The following is a 16,819-nucleotide window of genomic DNA, read 5'->3' as shown; positions in this document are numbered from 1 at the left end:
GCGGGCAAGCTGGCCGCCGCCCACCACGCCTATTACTGGAAAAGTCACATTGCCAGCCTACCGAAGACCGCCCGGTATCCCACGTTTCCGGTCCGCGGCGGGCAGGAGTGTTTCGGCCGCCGAAGGCCCCGGCGCAGGTTGGGGAGGCTGCCACGCAGGTTTGGGGGCTAAAATAGGCGTCTGGCCCGATGGCCCACATTTCAGACAGCCATGGAGGGCCATGTTTACCGCACTTGCAGACCGTATCCGGGGGCTCGCGTCCCTTTTTTGGCGTGAAGTAGCCAAATTCGGAGCTGTTGGCGGCGTTGCGTTCGTCATCGACAACGGCCTGACCTACTACCTCATGCACGGCCCCATGACCGACAGCGAGGCCAAGGCAAGGTTTGTCGGCGCCTCGGTGGCCACGGTGTTCTCCTGGATTGCCAACCGGCTCTGGACCTTCCGGCACCGTCGGCAGGCCAACGTGCTCCGGGAATTCCTGATGTTCGTCCTCATCAACGGGATCGGCATCGGCATCTCCACCGGCTTCACGGCGCTCGCCAAGTACGGTATGGGCGTGACGGACAAGAACATGCTGTTCTTCGCTGGAATAGTAGGCATCCTGGTAGCCACTGTTGTCCGCTTCTTCGCCTACCGGTTCCTGGTGTTCAACCAGGAACTGGACCAGGAGCCGGAGTTTTCCCACGACCACGAGCTCATCGAGCTGCACCACCACGCCAAGGAGCACGACCGCCGCACCACGGAGCACGCCGTCGCCGTCGAGCGGGAAACCTCGGCCGAAGGCCAGGGCAAGGCTTAGCCGGCCCGGCAGCTCAGCTGCCGTGGATGCGTTCCGCTGCGAGCAGTTTGTCCGTCAGCTGCACGTCCGGGTGGGTTACCACCACCGAGCCGTCGCGCCGCCAGGCGCCGAGGGCGTTTGACAGGGCAGCCTCGAGGCCGTTCCCGGCAGGGATGTGCAGCCGCACGCCCTCTTCATGGGGTGCCGCGAAGCCGTCGAGCAGGTCCCGGTGAAGGTGGCGCCGGCCGTCGCTGGCCACGATCGCGCAGCCTGAAGGATCAGCTTCGGCGTGGGCCATGAACACGTCGCCGTGGGAGCGGACTTCCGCCGCGTAGTCGATATAGCCAGTGCCCAGCTCACCCGGCCAGCGCATGGCCAGCGCAGGCAGCGCGACGGCGATGACGGCGTCGTACCTTCCCTCGACTGTTCCCGGATCGGCGGTGACCAGGTAATCCGCCGAGCTGCCGTCAAGGACCGTCTGCATCCCGAGCTGCCAGGCGGCAAGTGCCCAGACCATCGACTTCCAGTGCGCCGGCAGTTCCAGGCCGAGCCGCATGCCGGGGGCGGCGTCCAGTTCGTCCTGAAGCAGGTTGCTGGTCTTGGCAACCCAGTTGTCCAGCACCCGGCCGGATAACTCGACGCGCTCGTCGCCGGGGCCGTACCAGGTGAGGCGCGGGGCGGTGGAGTTGCCTGAACGAAGGGTTGCCATGAGGTCGGCTGCCGGGTTGGTCATGGCTACATCCTGCCACCGGCGAAGGTCTTTGGACCACGGTTTGCCGGCCTCCGCCGGCGCAGCGCACAAGGGCCCGTCCCGTAACACGGCGTGAGATATCTCACACCAGATGCTCAGCGTGCTTGCTATTTCTTGGGATTGCGGCTATTTTCCGGCAAACGGCGGTGAATTTGAGGGTTCAGGGCCGTCGGTTCGGGCTGCCGGACTTCTGCACCGCGCGGTCGTAATAAATTACCGGGCGTGGCGTACGCCTTATTCGTGATCCAGAGTGATTATTATCCGGCAGCGGCTTGACTCGCCCAAGTTACACACGTGTAATTAGATAACTAAAGGCAACTGCGTAAATGCCGGCACACAACCGAGTGCCACGTATCCAGGCAGGGGCTGCAACATCAGGAGGGTCGCCATGGGGCAAGCAGAGCGTATCCAGGAAGATGCCGTCGTGGCCGGCCAGGCAACGGCAAAATACCGCGCGCGGGGGGTGCCGAGCGACTGGTACGTTGACCCGGCCGACCCCCATGCCGCCGAGCGGTACAACAGGAACGCCGGGGGCGCCCTTGAGGACCAGGCCACTGCCTTCCTCGCCGCGCACGAGGCCCTGCTGGACGGCGGCGCCGAGCCGGAGGATGAACTCGACCCTCCCATGGAGCTTGCCGCAGGAGGCGCCACCCAGCCCGTATGGATCGGACTGCCTTTCCAGCAGGATTTCGACGACGAGGGCGAGCTGGGCTGGCAAACAGACGCGTTGTGCGCCCAAACTGACCCCGAGGCATTCTTCCCTGAAAAAGGCGGCTCCACCCGCGACGCAAAAAAGGTTTGCGGGGCCTGCAACGTGCGTTCGCAATGCCTGGAGTACGCGTTGGCGAACGACGAACGGTTTGGCATTTGGGGAGGCCTTTCCGAGCGCGAGCGCCGGCGGCTTAGGAAGCGAGCAATCTAATTCACCAGGATGTCCATGTCACTGCCGTTGTGGTCGCCCACAACGGCAGTGCCTATCTGCCCAGAACCCTCGCAGCCCTAGCGGACCAGACCCGGCCCGTGGACTACGCCATTGGCGTCGACACCGGCTCCCGGGATGATTCCAAGGCCCTTCTCCAGCAGGCCCTGGGCACGGCCCACGTCGTCAGCCAGCAGCGGGGTAAAGGCGGCATGGGGGCGGCGGTGCTGGCCGGCCTGGCTGAACTGGCGCCATGGCGCGGAAGCGATGCAGGCGGCAAGGCCGAGTGGATCTGGCTGCTTCATGACGATGCAGCACCCGCACCGCAGGCCCTCGCCGAGCTGCTCAGCGCCGTCGAACGCGCGCCTTCCGTCACCGTAGCCGGCTGCAAGCAGCTGGACTGGGACGCCGGACGCAAGTTGATCGACGTCGGCCTGTCCACCAGCCGGTGGGCCGAACGGCTCACCCTGATCGACGCAGACGAACTGGACCAGGGACAGTACGACGGACGCAGTGACACCTTTGCGGTCAATTCCGCCGGAATGCTGGTTCGCCGCGACATCTGGGAGCAGCTGGGCGGTTTCGATCCCGCCCTGCCCGGCAGCGGCGATGACGTCGACTTCTGCTGGCGCAACCGGCTGGCAGGGCACCGCGTTGTGGTGGTGCCCGCGGCCAGGATGTTCCACGTCGCGCACCGGCCGCACGCGCTGGGCAATGCCGCAGCCGCCCGGAAAGCCCAGGTCCATCTGCGCCTGAAACACTCGCCGCTGTGGATGGTACCCGTCCATGGAACAGGGGCCCTCCTGGGCAGCCTGTTCAAGCTGGTGCTCAGCATTCTGGTAAAAGACCCCGGCCACGGCTTGTCCCAGCTGGTTGCTACCTGCGCCGCCCTCGGCAGGCCGCGCGCCGTGGCCAAGGCCCGACGCAGCGCCCGCCAAACCCGCCGGATCCGCAGGTCGGTGATCCGCAAGCTCCAAACGCCCAGACGCGAGGTCTGGAGCCACCGCCGGTCCCTGATGGAGGCGCTCGGCTCGGACAATTCACCTGCCGATGACCTCGAGCAGGATCCACTGGCGCACCAACCCACGGGGGATGCGTCGGACGACTTCGCGGCCCTTGCCACCTCAAAACGCGGTTGGGTGGGCAACGGCGCCCTGGCCACCGTCATCATCGCATCCGTCGCGTCGATGCTGGCCCTTACGGGACTTTTCCGTGCCGACGCCGTAACCGGTGGCGCCCTCATTCCCGTTTCCGGCGAGCTCGGCGATCTGTGGCACCACGCCTCAAGCTGGTGGATCACGCTCGGCGCAGGATTGCCCGGGCGGGGAGACCCCTTTGGATACGTCCTGTGGATCCTGGGCGTACTCGGCGGGGGCGACGCCAACCCTGCCATCGCCTGGCTGCTGCTGCTCGCAACTCCGCTGTCCGGGCTGACGGCGTGGTTCGCTGCGGGAGGCCTGACAGTCCGGCGCCGCCTGCGGCTGGCCGCAGCGGTCTTTTGGGCTGCCGCCCCTGCCCTCCAGGTGGCGCTTAACCAGGGCCGGGCCGGCGCACTGGTTGCCCACATCATGCTTCCCTTGCTGGTCCTTGCGCTGCTGCGGGCCACCGGCTCTGCAATAGGGCACGGCCGCTTCACACTGCCTGCCCCTGCCGACGGCCGCCTCGGCGACAGGCCGCCGGCCCGGCCCGGCATCAACGGCACGCCGTCCTGGACCGCTGCCGCGGCCGCGGGCCTTACATTGGCCGTTGTTGCCGCGTCGGCACCGTCGCTCCTGGCTCCGGCCGCCGTGGTCATCGTGCTCTGCGGCCTCCTGCTCGGCCGCCGCGGGCGCACGGTCTGGTGGGCCCTGCTGCCCGCCGCGGCCCTTTTCATTCCCTTCGGCATCTCCGTGCTCGACAGGCCGAGGGCGTTGCTGGCGGATCCCGGCCCGCCGCTGGCCTTTGACGCTGCACCTTTGTGGCAGCAGCTGCTGGGACAGCCGCTGCAGTTTGATCCGCAGGGCGGCCTTGAGGGGCTTCCCCACTTCACCGGCGGCCCATTCCCCTGGGCCTTGCTGCTGGCGCTCCTGGCGGCGGTCCCGGTGCTCGCCCTGGCCGTTGCCGGGCTGCTGGTCCCCGGACACCGCGCCAGGACAGTGAGGTGTTTCTGGGTGGCCGGCATCATTGCCTTGGCAGGCGGCTGGCTGGCAGGCCACGTGGCCACCGGACTGAGCGCGGAAACGATGGTGACCCCCTTCACCGGGCCGGCCGTCTCAGCCGCGGCCTTCGCACTCCTGGCCGCAGGCATCCTGGGTGCCGAACAACTCCTGGCCATGACCGACAAAGCTGTGGCCAGCAGCACCACCAAGCACAGGACTGCCCTGCGGTCAGTTGCTGCCGTCAGCATGGTCCTCCTGCTGGCCGGCCCCTTGGCGGGAATGGCGGCCTGGTCCGCCCAGAACCTGCTTCGCCCTGCGACTGCCGCCGCGGGGACGGGCCCGGCGGGCGCCGGTGCCACGGCAACGGGCGTTGCCGACGACGCCGACGCGCTCGGAGCTCCCCGCCTGGTGGAGCCTGCCACCCCGCGGACCCTCCCGGCTACCGCGATCGACCGCGGCACGGGGCCGGAGCAGACCCGCACCCTGCTGATCAGTACACGGGACAACGGCACTTTCGATGCGACCCTGATGCGGGGCGCCGGTACCACCTTGGACAGTTTCTCGGCCATTGCGTCCGCACGGAACATCATCGGTGCGCCGGGGGCAGAGTCAGTACGCGAGGATGATGACGTCGCCGCCGCCGTCCGCCGCGTGGTGGCCACCCTTGTTGCAGGCCAGGGCGTGGACCCGCGGAACGACCTCGAGCAGCTCGGCGTCGGGTTCATTGTGCTGCGCTCAGCGGACACCGCGGCGCAACTGACAGCCAGCAGGATGGATGCTGTACCCGGACTTGTGGCGGTAGGCCAGACCGACGTGGGATGGCTCTGGCGGATCACCCCGCTGAACCAGCCGGTACTGCAGGCTGCCGATGTTGCGCACCGGGTGCGGATCGTGGACGCAAGCGGTGCTTCCATCGGCTTGGTTCCCTCCGCCTACACGGACGTCGACGCCCCCGTGGGTGCCGGCCCGGAAGGGCGCCTTGTGGTCCTGGCAGAACGCGCGGATCCGGGCTGGAGCGCCTGGATCGACGGCCGCAGGCTCACGGCAACCACCTCGGGCTGGGCCCAGGCCTTCACGCTCCCTGCCTCCGGAGGACAGTTGACCATCCGCTATGAGAACCCTTGGGCGCTGTGGACGGCCGTAGCGCAGGTCACGGTGATTGGCCTGACGGTCCTGCTCGCCATCCCGATGCCCGCCCGGAGGACACGGACCGGCCTTTCACGGGACGAGGGCTCCCTGCGTAAGGAACACCAGAATGCATGAGCACACTCCGCCCGCTGAAGCGCCGGAAGCCCTGGCCTCCGGCGGGGCGCAAAGCGCAACGGGCGCCGAAAGCACCTCGGACACTGACCATCGTTCGTCCCGGCGGGCTTCAGTACAGGGACGCAAAGCGGCGCTGGCGGGGCTCGCTTCGGCGGCAGTGATCCTCGCCGGAGCAGGGGCAGTGGTAGCGGGTGGATCCCTCCTGCCACAGGCGGATTCCAGCCGTGCGGTGGCCGCCCCGGCAGTAGCTGTTCCCGCCGGGACGAGCCTGGGCGTGTGCCCGGGACCGGCCCGGCTGCTGGAAGGCACCGAGGCAGGAACTGATCCCCAGTTCAGTCCGGTGTCCGCTACGGCCGCCACTTCTGTCACAGCGGCGGTCCTCGGCTCGGCTGGAGTGCTGCCGGCAAGCCGGCTGTCGCAGCTGGACGGGACAACCGCCGTCGAAATTTCCAAGGAGCCCGGCCAGGCTGCTCCTGCCGGTTCGCCCCAGGAACTCCTGGCCGGAGTGGTGGCAGCCCGTCCTGTGGAAAAGGCCAGCGTACTGAGCGCCGACGCCTTGGCAAACCAGAAGGCATCGGCCGCAGCGGTGATGAAGTTCACTGCCACAGACGGGGATCTCCAGGGCACCGCAGCATCCAACTGCCAGCCGCCCTCCAACGACCAGTGGCTTGCAGGGGCGAGCACAACCGTGGGCCGGGCGTCCGTGCTGGTGCTGACAAATGCCTCCACCACGCCGGCGACCGTAAGCCTGGAACTTTTTGGCGCCCAAGGGCAGATCCAGGCGCCTGGCAGCCGCGGCCTGCTTGTCGCTCCGGGCACCTCTCGATCCGTGGTCCTCGCAGGCCTTGCGCCCGGGGAGCCGCAGCTCAGTGTCCACATCCGCAGCGCCGGCGGTCCCGTCGCGGCCGTGATCCAACAGGGCGTACTGCGCGGCCTTACCCCCGGGGGAGTGGACTTCATTGCGCCGGGAGCAGCTCCCGCTGTGCGCCAGGTGATGACGGGCGTGGACATCCAGGACCCCGCCGGGCTGGCCCAGCTGACCGGGAAGCCAGGGTATGGGGATGCCGGCCCGGCACTTCAGCTGACGGTTCCGGGGCCGTCGGACGCAGTGGTGGAGGTCAAGCTCTACGGCCGGGACGGCCAAAAGGCCCTGCCCTCCGGGGGCGTCATTACGGCAAAGGCAGGCGCCGTCACCGAAGTCTCGCTCGCTGGTGTCCCCGCCGGGCAGTACACGGTGGCAGCGTCCTCGGATGTCTCGTTCGTCGCCGCCACGCGGATCACCCGGGGGCTCCAGGAAGACCGGCCGTCGGACGTCGCCTGGGCAGCGTCAGGGGTGAGGCTGGGCAGCCAGCACGTGGTTCCGGTTCCCCAGGGCGGGAGCCGCAGCCTGATCTTCGGCGCCCTGGACGCCAGGGCCACCATCACCTATTCCGCCATCACATCGGACGGCAAAGTCCGGACCCCGTCCACCGCCGATATTGCCGGCGGAACCACGTCTTCCATAGCGGTGCCGGACAAGGTTGAGGACGTCGGCGTCGTGGGCTACGTAGTTTCCGCATCCGGAGATGCCGCGTACGGCGCTGTGCTGGTTCAGCAGGATGGCAGGAACGACGTCTCAACGCTGGCATTCCTGGCGGCCGCCGCCGGCCAGGAAACAGTGCCCGTGACGCTCAGCCACTAGGCCGGCCGCACAGCCGCTGCGGCCGGTTCAGTACCGGCGGCGGTAGACCGGGTCCAGTGTCTCCGGAGCCACTCCGAGCATCTCGGCGGTGTGCTCCACAACGACATCGTGGATCAGGTCCTGGAGCTCTTCCGGGCCGGGGCTCGCCTGTTCCACCACGCGCCGGTACACGGTAATCATGGGTCCTTCCCCGTCCGCAGCGGGAGTATAGGAGCCCATGGGAGCGGGGGAAGTGCTGGCTGCCAGCTGCTCCAGGTCCGGGGGGATCTCGTCCACGCCAAACCGGACCCCGTCCAGCGTCTTGCCCCAGATGTCGTGAAGCCGTTGGGCGGAATCCATCACCATGTCATCAAAGCGGTCCGAGCGGGTCCGGTAGCCGGGATGGGTCGGGAGCACCACTTCCCCGCGGAGCCCGCGCCCGTGGCGGTTGCGCCGGCGCATTGCGAAGCTCTTGCCCGGTGAGCCGGTCCCTGGATCCCTGCGGGCATCCGGATCAGCCAACCGGACCGTGAAACCGGATTTCTGGTTCGATGACTGCATACATTGACTGTAAACCCGGCGGAACATTTACGCGATACATTCTGCCCGGGGCACGGACGCGGCGGCCCCGGGGTAGCAATGCGCCGTTTTGGCCGCGATACGGAGTAGTCTGTGATGTCGTGGGAGCTATCCGTCAGTGTTCAAGATCTGCCTGCCGCCAGTCAGCGGTGGCCACCCTGACGTACGTCTATGCAGACTCCACAGCAGTCCTCGGTCCGCTGGCCACGTACGCCGAGCCGCATTGTTACGATTTGTGCGAGCAGCACGCAGGCTCCCTGACGGTCCCGCGGGGCTGGGAGGTCCTGCGGCTGGCGATGCCGTCGACTCCCCAGCAGCCCGGCCCTGATGACCTGCTCGCCCTTGCGAATGCCGTCCGGGATGCTGCGGCCCTGCCCAACCAGGCGAAGCAGCCGCCGGCGCAGCGCGGCCCCCATTCAGCCCTTGAGGCGCCGGCCGGCGCCGAAGGCACCCGCAGGGGACACTTGCGCGTCCTGCGTGAACCCTCCTGACATCCATGTGGCGGTAGGCTGGAAGCTGCACATCAGTCCGCTACCGGCGCGAGCGCGCCCGCCAGGGAGCACCAATAAATGCCCAAGATCAGTCCCGAACTGCTGTCCGTCCTGCGTTGTCCCGTGACCGGTTCGCCCCTGGTGCAGGAAGGCGAGGAACTGGTTGCCGCCGTCGCTGCGGAATCCGGGGTCAAGCCCCGCTACGCCATCGAGGACGGCATACCGCTGCTCCTGCCCCCGGAGCTGCTCGCTGCAGCCTCCGCGGCAGGATCTGACCAACATGACTCAGCCTCCGGAACGAATTAAGGACCATCCATGACTTTTGATTACAAGGTTGCCGACATCTCCCTGGCGGAAGCCGGCCGCCACCAGATCCGCCTTGCCGAGCACGAAATGCCGGGGCTTATGTCGCTGCGCGAGGAGTTTGGGCCCACCCAGCCGCTCCAGGGCGCCCGAATCGCAGGGTCACTGCACATGACAGTGCAGACAGCGGTGTTGATTGAAACCCTCACGGCCCTGGGCGCGGAGGTCCGCTGGGCCTCCTGCAATATCTTCTCCACCCAGGACGAAGCCGCCGCCGCCGTGGTGGTCGGCAAGGGCACCGTGGAGGACCCCCAGGGTGTGCCGGTGTTCGCCTGGAAAGGCGAAACCCTCGAAGAGTACTGGTGGACCGCCGAGCAGATCCTTACCTGGCCGGGCGCGGAGTCCAATCCCGAACTGGGACCCAACATGATCCTGGACGACGGCGGCGACGCCACCATGCTGGTGCACAAGGGTGTGGAGTTCGAGGCAGCGGGCAACGTGCCGTCCGCTGATCCCACTGATTCGGAAGAGTACGGAATCTTCCTTGAGGTCCTCCGCCGCTCCCTGGCCGCGGATCCGAAGAAGTGGACCCGGACGGCTGCCACCATCAAGGGCGTCAGCGAGGAAACCACCACGGGCGTGCACCGCCTGTACCAGCTCGCTGAACAGGGCAAGCTGCTGTTCCCGGCCATCAACGTCAACGACTCCGTCACCAAGAGCAAGTTCGACAACAAATACGGGATCCGCCACTCGCTCCCGGACGGGATCAACCGCGCCACGGATGTGCTCATGGGCGGCAAGGTCGCCGTCGTCTGCGGCTACGGCGACGTCGGCAAGGGCGCCGCGGAAGCGCTGCGTGGCCAGGGTTCGCGGGTCATCGTTACCGAAATTGATCCCATCTGCGCGTTGCAGGCCGCGATGGACGGCTACCAGGTGGCCAAGCTGGAGTCTGTCCTCGCGCAGGGTGACATCTTCATCACCACCACGGGCAACAAGGACGTCATCATGGCGGAGCACATGGCCGGCATGAAGAACAAAGCGATCGTGGGCAACATCGGCCACTTCGACAACGAGATCGACATGGCGGGGCTCGCGAGGGTCCCCGGCATCAAGAAGGTCGAAATCAAGCCGCAGGTCCACGAATGGGTTTTCGAGGAGGACCCTGCCACAGGCGAGGCCAGCCGGTCCATCATCGTCCTTTCCGAAGGCCGGCTGCTGAACCTGGGCAACGCCACCGGGCACCCGTCCTTCGTCATGAGCAACTCGTTTGCCAACCAGACCATTGCGCAGATTGAGCTGTGGACCAAGAAGGACCAGCCCGAAGGCGAACGCGAATACGAAAACCAGGTCTACGTGCTGCCCAAGGTCCTGGACGAAAAGGTGGCCCGCCTGCACCTGGATGCCCTGGGCGTTGAGCTGACCGAGCTGAGCAAGGACCAGGCCGAGTACCTGGACATTGACGTCGCCGGCCCATACAAGCCCGAGCATTATCGTTACTAAGAAGTAAAGCGCCCGGGCGCCCACTGCGCCCGGGCCGTTACTTTCTGCGCCTAGGATCAAACATATGGAGCCCGAAGTCCAGTCCCGCCGTCCGGGACGCCTCAAGAAAATCCTCCTCGTGGTGGCCGTGTGTGTCCTCGCCGCCATCGGTGGCGTTTTCGCTGCGGTTGCGCCGGGCATCGCCCGGGGTGCCATCGAATCCGAGGCGGGATCCGCCATCAGGACTTCCCCCGGCATTGCCTCGCCGGTTATTGCTCCCGTCAAGTCCGACGCCGTTCCGGCCGGCGGCGCCAAGCAGGTAAATCCGGCGGCCCCGGTGTCGCTGAAGGTAACCAACGGCACCATCGAGCGGGTCACCCTGACCAGTACCTCAGGTGAAATCGTCGAGGGCCGCATTGACGCCGCGGGCACCGGCTGGTCTGCGGCCGGACCGCTCAAGTTCAACACCGACTACAGCTACACGTATGTCGTCAAGGACCAGGCGGGCCGCGAAACAAGCACCACGCAGTCCTTCAGCACGGTATCCAGCACGCACGAGGCGGACGCTGCCATCTACCCGCTTGATGGCATGAAAGTCGGCGTCGGGCAGCCGTTGCAGGTCATTTTCAGCGAGCCGGTGGTCAACCGCGAAGCCGTGGAAAAGGCCATCACCATCACCAGCAGCGCCGGCCAGGTGGGAGCGTTCCACTGGTACAGCGACACCATGGTCCGGTACCGGCCAGAGACCTTCTGGGCCGCCAACTCCACCATCAGCATGGATATGAAGCTCTTCGGCGTGGACCTGGGCAACGGCCAGATTGCCAATTTCAACAAGAAGGTGAACGTCTCGATCGGCGACAAGAAGGTGGCAGTTGCCGACGCCGCCGCGCACACCTTCACGCTGAGCGTCAATGACCAGGTGGTCAAGACCCTGCCGGTGAGCATGGGGGACAAGCGCTTCCCGTCGGCCCGTGGCTATGGCGTGCTGATGGAAAAGAAGCGGTTCGACCACTTCCGGGCCTCGAGCATCGGCCTGAAACCCGACGATCCGGCCTACTACGGTGACGTCGACGTGGAATACACCATCCGCCTCACCCTCAGCGGCGCCTACATCCACCAGGCCCTTGAGTCGGCCTTTCCGTTCATTGGCAACACGAACGTCTCGCATGGCTGCATCGGGTTCGCTCCCGACGGCGCTGCCTGGGTCTTCGACAACATGGGCACCGGGGATGTGGTGCAGATCGTGAACACCGAGGGCGACTACGCCGCCCACGACGACGGGTTCGGCGACTGGAACATTCCGTGGAGTGAGTACGACAACTGACGGTCAGCTGCCGAAAGGCAGCCGCTGCAGCCGCTCGCCCGTCTCGGTGTTGCGCCGGCGCGATTGGGCCAGCCGGGTCAGCTCCCGGTTGCGGCGTTCAGCCACGACGGCGGCAAGGTAGTCGTCCGGCCCGGTACCGGCGGGAGGGGGCGGAGCCACGTGGGCGGACAGTTCGGTGGCGATGGACGCGGCCATTTCAGAGCGGGACAGGGGGGCCATCCGCCCTGCCTGGCGGAGGAACTGCGTAGCCCTGCGGGCCGTAGCATCAGGGATCCGTCCGATATCGGCGGCGGCTGCCCACGCTTTTAGCCGGTGCGGAACGAAGACCGGCACCGGCTGCTCCACGGGGACGCGCGTACGGACTGCATAGGTTCCGGCCATGAGGTCACCCAGCCGGCGTGACTTGTCATTGAAGAGCGCAACGGTCAGCGCAATCCCGCCAAAAGTCAGGTAGATCTCCAGGAATCCGGTCAGGCCGCGGATGACTGCATGCCGGAAACGGATGGCGCCGCCGTCTTCCCGAACCACCCGAAGGCCGGTGGCCAGCTTCCCCAAGGACAGGCCGCGGCTGAGCGTTTCAACACCTACCGGAACAATCACCAGGCAAAAGACCACGGCCACCAGGATCAGGGCGCGCGTGGCCGCCTCGTCGAGGTCCTCACCGGCAGCGGACAGGCCAATCAGGATCGCCACCAGCAGAATGACGCTGAAGGCAACATCAAGGAGCAGGCCAAGGGCGCGGGCCGCAAAGGACGCCGGCCGCAGTTCCAGCACCACGGCCTCGCCGGTGACAATCGAACTCACAGGTTTTCCCGTTCTCGAGGCTTACGGTGTGGTCGCTCACAGTCTAGTGCCGGAGCGCTAGGCTGGTCCCGTGGATATGGACGCCTTCTCCGCTGTCAATGCGGACAAGTGGGCACGGCTGCACGAGCTTGCCTCCAAGGGCAGGCTCAGCGGCCGCGAGGCCGATGAACTGCTGGCGCTGTACCAGTCCACGTCCGCGCACTTGTCCCTGATCCGCTCGGTTGCCCCCGAAAGCGGGCTCTCCGCCTCGCTGTCCGCCACCCTCGCCCAGGCGAGGACACGGTTCACCGGCGCGCGGTCCAATCCCATGGCGGACCTGGCACGGTTCTTCGTGGTGGCACTTCCGGCTGCGTTCTATCGGCTGACCTGGCTCACGCTTGCCTGCGGCACGGCCTTCGCCCTCATCGGTGCGGCGTACGCACTCTGGATTGGCACGTCCCCGGAAGCGCTGCGGGCAGTGGCGTCCGAGGCCGCGGCCCGGCAGTACGTCGAGGAAGACTTCATCAACTACTATTCCGAGAACCCGGCTGCGTCCTTTGCAGGCGCCGTGTGGACCAACAATGCCTGGATCAGCGCACAGGCTGTCGCCCTGGGGATCACCGGCTTCTGGGTTCCGATGATCCTGTTCAGCAACGCCCAGGGCGTGGGGGTCGCCGCCGGTATCTTTGCCGCTGCCGGCAAAACCGACGTCTTCTTCAGCTACATCCTGCCGCACGGCCTGATGGAACTCACTGCAGTCTTCATCGCCTGTGCCGCCGGCCTGCGGATCTTCTGGGCGATGGTTTCACCGGGACCGAGAACCAGGGGAAGGGCGGTGGCCGAGGAAGGCAGGTCCCTGATCACCGTGGCCCTTGGCCTGGTCCTGGTGTTGTTTGTCTCCGGGCTGGTGGAAGGATTTGTCACTCCCAGTGCACTGCCGGTGTGGGCCAAGATTGCCATCGGCGCCGCAGTTTTGGCTGCGTACTGGTTCTACGTGCTGAAGTGGGGCAGGCCGGCTTACCTGGCCGGAGAACGCGGGGACCTCCGGCGTGAGGACGCGGGCTACCCGGAAATCGCTGCCTGAATCGTTGTAATCCGACCGGGGTGGTTCCTCGCCCAGCCGAAGGCGCGGACGGTAGGCTCGTCAACAGATAAAGCGCGCCTGCTGACCCCGGCCCGGCGCGGACATTCGACGGAAGTGACCTGCTGTGAAAGACGAAACACCGGCCCGCGCCAAAAGCCCGGAGCCGCAGCCGGAACCCCTCCTGGATACCTCCCGGGACTCCGACGAGCCCGCCTTTTCCTGGCTGACCCCCGGGCGCGGTTCCAGTGCAGCCAGCAGTTCCAGCGCAGCATCCGGGTCCTCGGCCGCCCCAGCCTCCGGCGCCCCGGCCCCATCCACCGCTGACGGTTCCGCCACTCCCACCGCCACCGCAGATGGTTCCCCCGCTTCCAGCGGCACGGCCGGGACGAAAGGCGCCGGCTCCGCAGGCGCTGAAGCCACATCAAGGGTTCCGGAAGGGACCGGCCGGCCTGAGACCAGGGCGGACCGGAAAGCAGCCGAAGCCGCCGCAGACCCCGACGGCGACGGCAGTTCCCCGGTCTTCAGGGAGCCCCTTGCCACGTCCGCGCTGCAGGTCCGCCCGCCGGAGGAAGAGGTGGAGCGCCGCAATGCCCAACGTGAGAGTGCCGCGAACGCCAAGCCGGTGGCGCCGCGCGTCATGCAGGTGTTGCTTGCTGTCTTCTTCCCGGTAACTTTGCTGATCCTGGCTGTCCGGGCGGTGACCAGTCCGCTGTTCCTGTGGGTGGAATACAACCGCCCCGGATTCCCCGGCGACGGGTACGGGTTCAGCACGGACGACCGGATGACCTACGGCTCCTACGCAGTGGATTACCTCAGCAACTGGTCCGGCCCGCGCTACCTGGGCGACCTGGTGCACCGCGGCGGCGACAAGTTGTTCAAGGACGGCGAAGTCAGCCACATGGCGGACGTAAAACTGGTGATCCTCTCAACCTTCGGCGCGGGTGTCCTGCTGCTCCTGTTGGGCCTCATCGCCGTCCTCTACCTCCGCAAACGAAGCACCGGGGGCGTCCGGCGGGGGCTGTTCGCCGGCTCCATCGTCACCTTAGTCCTCATCCTGGGCCTGGGGACGCTGGCGTTCCTGGGCTGGCAGCAGTTCTTTACCGAGTTCCACCGGATCTTCTTCGCCGACGGCACCTGGACCTTCAGCATGGATGACACCCTGATCCGGCTGTTCCCAGGCCAGTTCTGGATTGATGCCGGGATGGTGATCGCCGCCCTGGTTCTCCTGACAGCGCTCCTGACGCTCATCCTCACCTGGCCCACCCGCCGGCGGCGCGGACTGGTGAAGGACGAACCGGTTCCCGCCGCAGGCCAGGAGTAACCGGGACAGGATCGCCGTCCGGGCAGTCGGCTCCATACAGCCCGGGCGGACGGGGTCAGGCGTACAGCTTGGCGATCTCGTCGCCGTAGTCACGCACGACGGCGGCCCGCTTCAGTTTGAGGGACGGGGTCAGGTGTCCCGACTCCACTGTGAACTGGGCATCGAGGAGCGAGAAGCTCCGGACGGACTCGGCTTTGGACACCAGCAGGTTCGCCTGGTCCACCGCATCCTGGACTGCCGCGAGGACGTCCGGGTCCTTGATCGCGTCGCTGGCTGAGAGGGCGGGCAGGCCCTGCTCCGAACGCCAGTTGTCCACGCCCTCGGGGTCGAGGGTGACCAGCGCCGAGACGAAGGGTTTCCCATCGCCCACCACAACCGCATGCGCCACCAGCGGATGGGAACGGATCTTTTCCTCGAGAGGGCCCGGTGCCACATTCTTGCCGCCCGCAGTGACCAGCAGGTCCTTCTTACGGCCCGTCACGGTGAGGAACCCCTGCGGATCCAGTTCCCCGAGGTCGCCGGTCCGGAAAAAACCGTCCACAAAAGCCTCGGCATTCGCGGCCTGGTTGGCGTGGTAGCCCTTGAAGACGCCAATTCCCTTCACCAGGATTTCACCGTCTTCCGCCACCCGGATGGTGGTGCCGGGGATGGGTATCCCCACTGAGCCCACCCGGGTACGCGACGGGGTGTTGGCGGTGCACGGCGCCGTGGTTTCGGTTAACCCGTAGCCTTCCAGTACCGGGATGCCGGCGCCCCGGAAGAAGTGGGCGTCCTCCAGGGCCAGCGGACTGGCCCCGGATACGGTGTACCCGACCTGTCCGCCCAGGGCCTGCCGAAGGCGGGGATACAGCAGCCGGTCAAAGATTCCATGGCGCACCCGGCACAGCAGCCCGGGGCCGCTGCCCATCCCGCGGTTCCGCTTATCCTCTTCCTGCGAGAACTCAATGGCCGTGGCCGATGCAGCCCGGAAGAGCCAGGCCTTGCCCGCGAGGGCAGCCTTGTGGGCGGCGGTGGCCCTGACTTTTTCGAAGATCCGCGGCACCACCAGCAGGAAAGTGGGCCGGAACGTGCCCAGGTCCTCAAGGAGCCGGGCGGCTCCCGGGGTATGGCCCAGAGTGGCCCCGGCGGCGAGGCACACCACTTGGACGGCACGGGCAAGGACGTGGGCCAGGGGCAGGAACATCAGGGTGCGGGCCTGGTCCTGCAGCAGCAGCTCCGGAAGGAACGCCACGATGTTCTTCGCCACCAGGGCGAAGTTTCCGTGCGTGATCTCGCAGCCCTTGGGATTTCCCGTGGTGCCCGACGTGTATACCAGGGAGGCGACGTCCTCCAGGCCGGCCCGGCTGCGGTGCCGCTCAAGCTCCGCGTCGGTAACCCCCGCGCCGGCAGCGGCGAGGCTGGCAAGGTCCGGTGCTTCGCCGTCGTAATCCATCCGCACTACGTTGACCAGCCGGTCCCGGAGCAGGAAGGAGCCCTCGAGCACAGTGGTGACCAGGTCCACCGTGGCCCGGTCGCCGGCAAAGACGCGGCGCACGCCGGCGTCCTGGATGATCCACTCCACCTGCCGTGCGGAGGACGTCTCGTAGATGGGGACTGTCACACCGCCGGCAAACCAGATCGCGAAATCGACCAGGGTCCATTCGTAGGAGGTGGGGGACATCACGGCCACGGCGTCGCCCGGCTCAAGGCCGCCGGCGATGAGGCCCTTGGCCAACGCGCTGACATCCTGCAGGAACTTGTGGGCTGTGACGTCAACCCAGCCGTTGGGCCCCTTCCTGCGGTACAGGGCGTGCGCAGGGTTGGCCGCATGCTGCTCCAGCAGCAGGTCAGTCACATTGCTGGCGGCGTCAAGCTCAACCAGCAGTTCGGTGCTCGCTTCTCTCACATCAGGTCTCCGTTTCCGCTGCCACGCCGCGGCAGCGGCTCCGTTGGGGGTCTGATGCCAT

General features: G+C 66.9%; 14 protein-coding genes. 10 read left to right on the top strand and 4 right to left on the bottom strand.

Features of this window, described 5'->3' with window-relative positions:
• The first annotated feature begins 220 nt into the window (after positions 1 to 220).
• The gene (locus PV768_RS00530; RefSeq protein ID WP_157238721.1) at positions 221 to 799 is read left to right on the top strand and encodes a GtrA family protein; all 579 of its coding nucleotides are present in this window, start codon (positions 221 to 223) and stop codon (positions 797 to 799) included.
• Between the two features lie 13 nt (positions 800 to 812).
• Here the strand turns inward: PV768_RS00530 and PV768_RS00525 are convergent, their stop codons facing one another.
• Positions 813 to 1,511 carry a TIGR03089 family protein gene (locus PV768_RS00525; RefSeq protein ID WP_157238720.1) on the bottom strand — a complete coding sequence of 233 codons (699 nt, stop codon included), beginning with the start codon at positions 1,509 to 1,511 and terminating at the stop codon, positions 813 to 815.
• A 406-nt stretch (positions 1,512 to 1,917) separates the two neighbouring features.
• On the opposite strand from PV768_RS00525, the gene PV768_RS00520 reads away from it, so the two are divergent.
• The 3 genes from PV768_RS00520 to PV768_RS00510 are packed head-to-tail and all read left to right on the top strand — an operon-like array spanning position 1,918 to position 7,530.
• The gene (locus PV768_RS00520; protein WP_157238719.1) at positions 1,918 to 2,451 is read left to right on the top strand and encodes a WhiB family transcriptional regulator; all 534 of its coding nucleotides are present in this window, start codon (positions 1,918 to 1,920) and stop codon (positions 2,449 to 2,451) included.
• Between the two features lie 29 nt (positions 2,452 to 2,480).
• Positions 2,481 to 5,849, top strand: a complete 3,369-nt coding sequence (locus PV768_RS00515; protein WP_421091952.1) for a glycosyltransferase family 2 protein — start codon at positions 2,481 to 2,483, stop codon at positions 5,847 to 5,849.
• Positions 5,842 to 7,530 (top strand): DUF5719 family protein, encoded by a 1,689-nt coding sequence (locus PV768_RS00510; RefSeq protein ID WP_157238718.1) that lies wholly within the window; start codon positions 5,842 to 5,844, stop codon positions 7,528 to 7,530. The genes PV768_RS00515 and PV768_RS00510 overlap by 8 nt, the downstream gene beginning before the upstream one ends.
• A 27-nt stretch (positions 7,531 to 7,557) precedes the next feature.
• Here the strand turns inward: PV768_RS00510 and PV768_RS00505 are convergent, their stop codons facing one another.
• A complete protein-coding gene (locus PV768_RS00505) occupies positions 7,558 to 8,070 on the bottom strand; it encodes a metallopeptidase family protein (RefSeq protein ID WP_157238717.1) in 513 nt (170 codons plus the stop codon).
• A 119-nt stretch (positions 8,071 to 8,189) separates the two neighbouring features.
• On the opposite strand from PV768_RS00505, the gene PV768_RS00500 reads away from it, so the two are divergent.
• The 4 genes from PV768_RS00500 (at position 8,190) to PV768_RS00485 (ending at position 11,685) form a co-directional block, all read left to right on the top strand.
• Positions 8,190 to 8,579: a DUF3499 domain-containing protein gene (locus tag PV768_RS00500; protein ID WP_321215743.1), complete on the top strand. Its 390-nt coding sequence runs from the start codon at positions 8,190 to 8,192 to the stop codon at positions 8,577 to 8,579.
• A 78-nt stretch (positions 8,580 to 8,657) separates the two neighbouring features.
• Positions 8,658 to 8,885, top strand: a complete 228-nt coding sequence (locus PV768_RS00495) for a Trm112 family protein (protein WP_104997233.1) — start codon at positions 8,658 to 8,660, stop codon at positions 8,883 to 8,885.
• A 9-nt stretch (positions 8,886 to 8,894) separates the two neighbouring features.
• Entirely contained in the window at positions 8,895 to 10,382 is a 1,488-nt protein-coding gene (ahcY, locus tag PV768_RS00490; protein WP_323056219.1) for an adenosylhomocysteinase, read from the top strand.
• 64 nt (positions 10,383 to 10,446) lie between these two features.
• The gene (locus PV768_RS00485; RefSeq protein ID WP_157238715.1) at positions 10,447 to 11,685 is read left to right on the top strand and encodes a L,D-transpeptidase; all 1,239 of its coding nucleotides are present in this window, start codon (positions 10,447 to 10,449) and stop codon (positions 11,683 to 11,685) included.
• Between the two features lie 3 nt (positions 11,686 to 11,688).
• Here PV768_RS00485 and PV768_RS00480 read toward each other — a convergent pair whose 3' ends face one another.
• Positions 11,689 to 12,489: an RDD family protein gene (locus PV768_RS00480; protein WP_321215745.1), complete on the bottom strand. Its 801-nt coding sequence runs from the start codon at positions 12,487 to 12,489 to the stop codon at positions 11,689 to 11,691.
• A gap of 70 nt (positions 12,490 to 12,559) precedes the next feature.
• Here PV768_RS00480 and PV768_RS00475 point away from each other — a divergent pair, with 70 nt between their 5' ends.
• Together PV768_RS00475 and PV768_RS00470 are read left to right on the top strand one after the other, a co-directional pair.
• Complete coding sequence (locus PV768_RS00475) at positions 12,560 to 13,552, top strand: stage II sporulation protein M (protein WP_321215746.1); 993 nt, start codon at positions 12,560 to 12,562, stop codon at positions 13,550 to 13,552.
• A 124-nt stretch (positions 13,553 to 13,676) separates the two neighbouring features.
• A complete protein-coding gene (locus PV768_RS00470; RefSeq protein ID WP_421091951.1) occupies positions 13,677 to 14,873 on the top strand; it encodes a TIGR01906 family membrane protein in 1,197 nt (398 codons plus the stop codon).
• A gap of 55 nt (positions 14,874 to 14,928) precedes the next feature.
• On the opposite strand, the gene PV768_RS00465 is transcribed toward PV768_RS00470, so the two are convergent.
• Positions 14,929 to 16,758 carry an AMP-dependent synthetase/ligase gene (locus PV768_RS00465; protein WP_421091950.1) on the bottom strand — a complete coding sequence of 610 codons (1,830 nt, stop codon included), beginning with the start codon at positions 16,756 to 16,758 and terminating at the stop codon, positions 14,929 to 14,931.
• Positions 16,759 to 16,819: the final 61 nt, after the last annotated feature.

Origin of the sequence: Pseudarthrobacter sp. CC4 (assembly GCF_048957775.1) — a bacterium.
Taxonomy (GTDB): Bacteria; Actinomycetota; Actinomycetes; order Actinomycetales; family Micrococcaceae; genus Arthrobacter.
Note: the sequence above shows the minus strand (reverse complement) of the source record. Positions and strands in the feature narration are given on the sequence as shown.

Bases quoted from the DNA above. Each gene is read 5' to 3' on its own strand.
- PV768_RS00485 (WP_157238715.1), top strand. From the start codon at position 10,447: ATGGAGCCCGAAGTCCAGTCCCGCCGTCCGGGACGCCTCAAGAAAATC.
- PV768_RS00510 (WP_157238718.1), top strand. From the start codon at position 5,842: ATGCATGAGCACACTCCGCCCGCTGAAGCGCCGGAAGCCCTGGCCTCC.
- ahcY (WP_323056219.1), top strand. From the start codon at position 8,895: ATGACTTTTGATTACAAGGTTGCCGACATCTCCCTGGCGGAAGCCGGC.
- PV768_RS00520 (WP_157238719.1), top strand. From the start codon at position 1,918: ATGGGGCAAGCAGAGCGTATCCAGGAAGATGCCGTCGTGGCCGGCCAG.
- PV768_RS00530 (WP_157238721.1), top strand. From the start codon at position 221: ATGTTTACCGCACTTGCAGACCGTATCCGGGGGCTCGCGTCCCTTTTT.
- PV768_RS00505 (WP_157238717.1), bottom strand. From the start codon at position 8,070: ATGCAGTCATCGAACCAGAAATCCGGTTTCACGGTCCGGTTGGCTGAT.
- PV768_RS00525 (WP_157238720.1), bottom strand. From the start codon at position 1,511: ATGACCAACCCGGCAGCCGACCTCATGGCAACCCTTCGTTCAGGCAAC.
- PV768_RS00495 (WP_104997233.1), top strand. From the start codon at position 8,658: ATGCCCAAGATCAGTCCCGAACTGCTGTCCGTCCTGCGTTGTCCCGTG.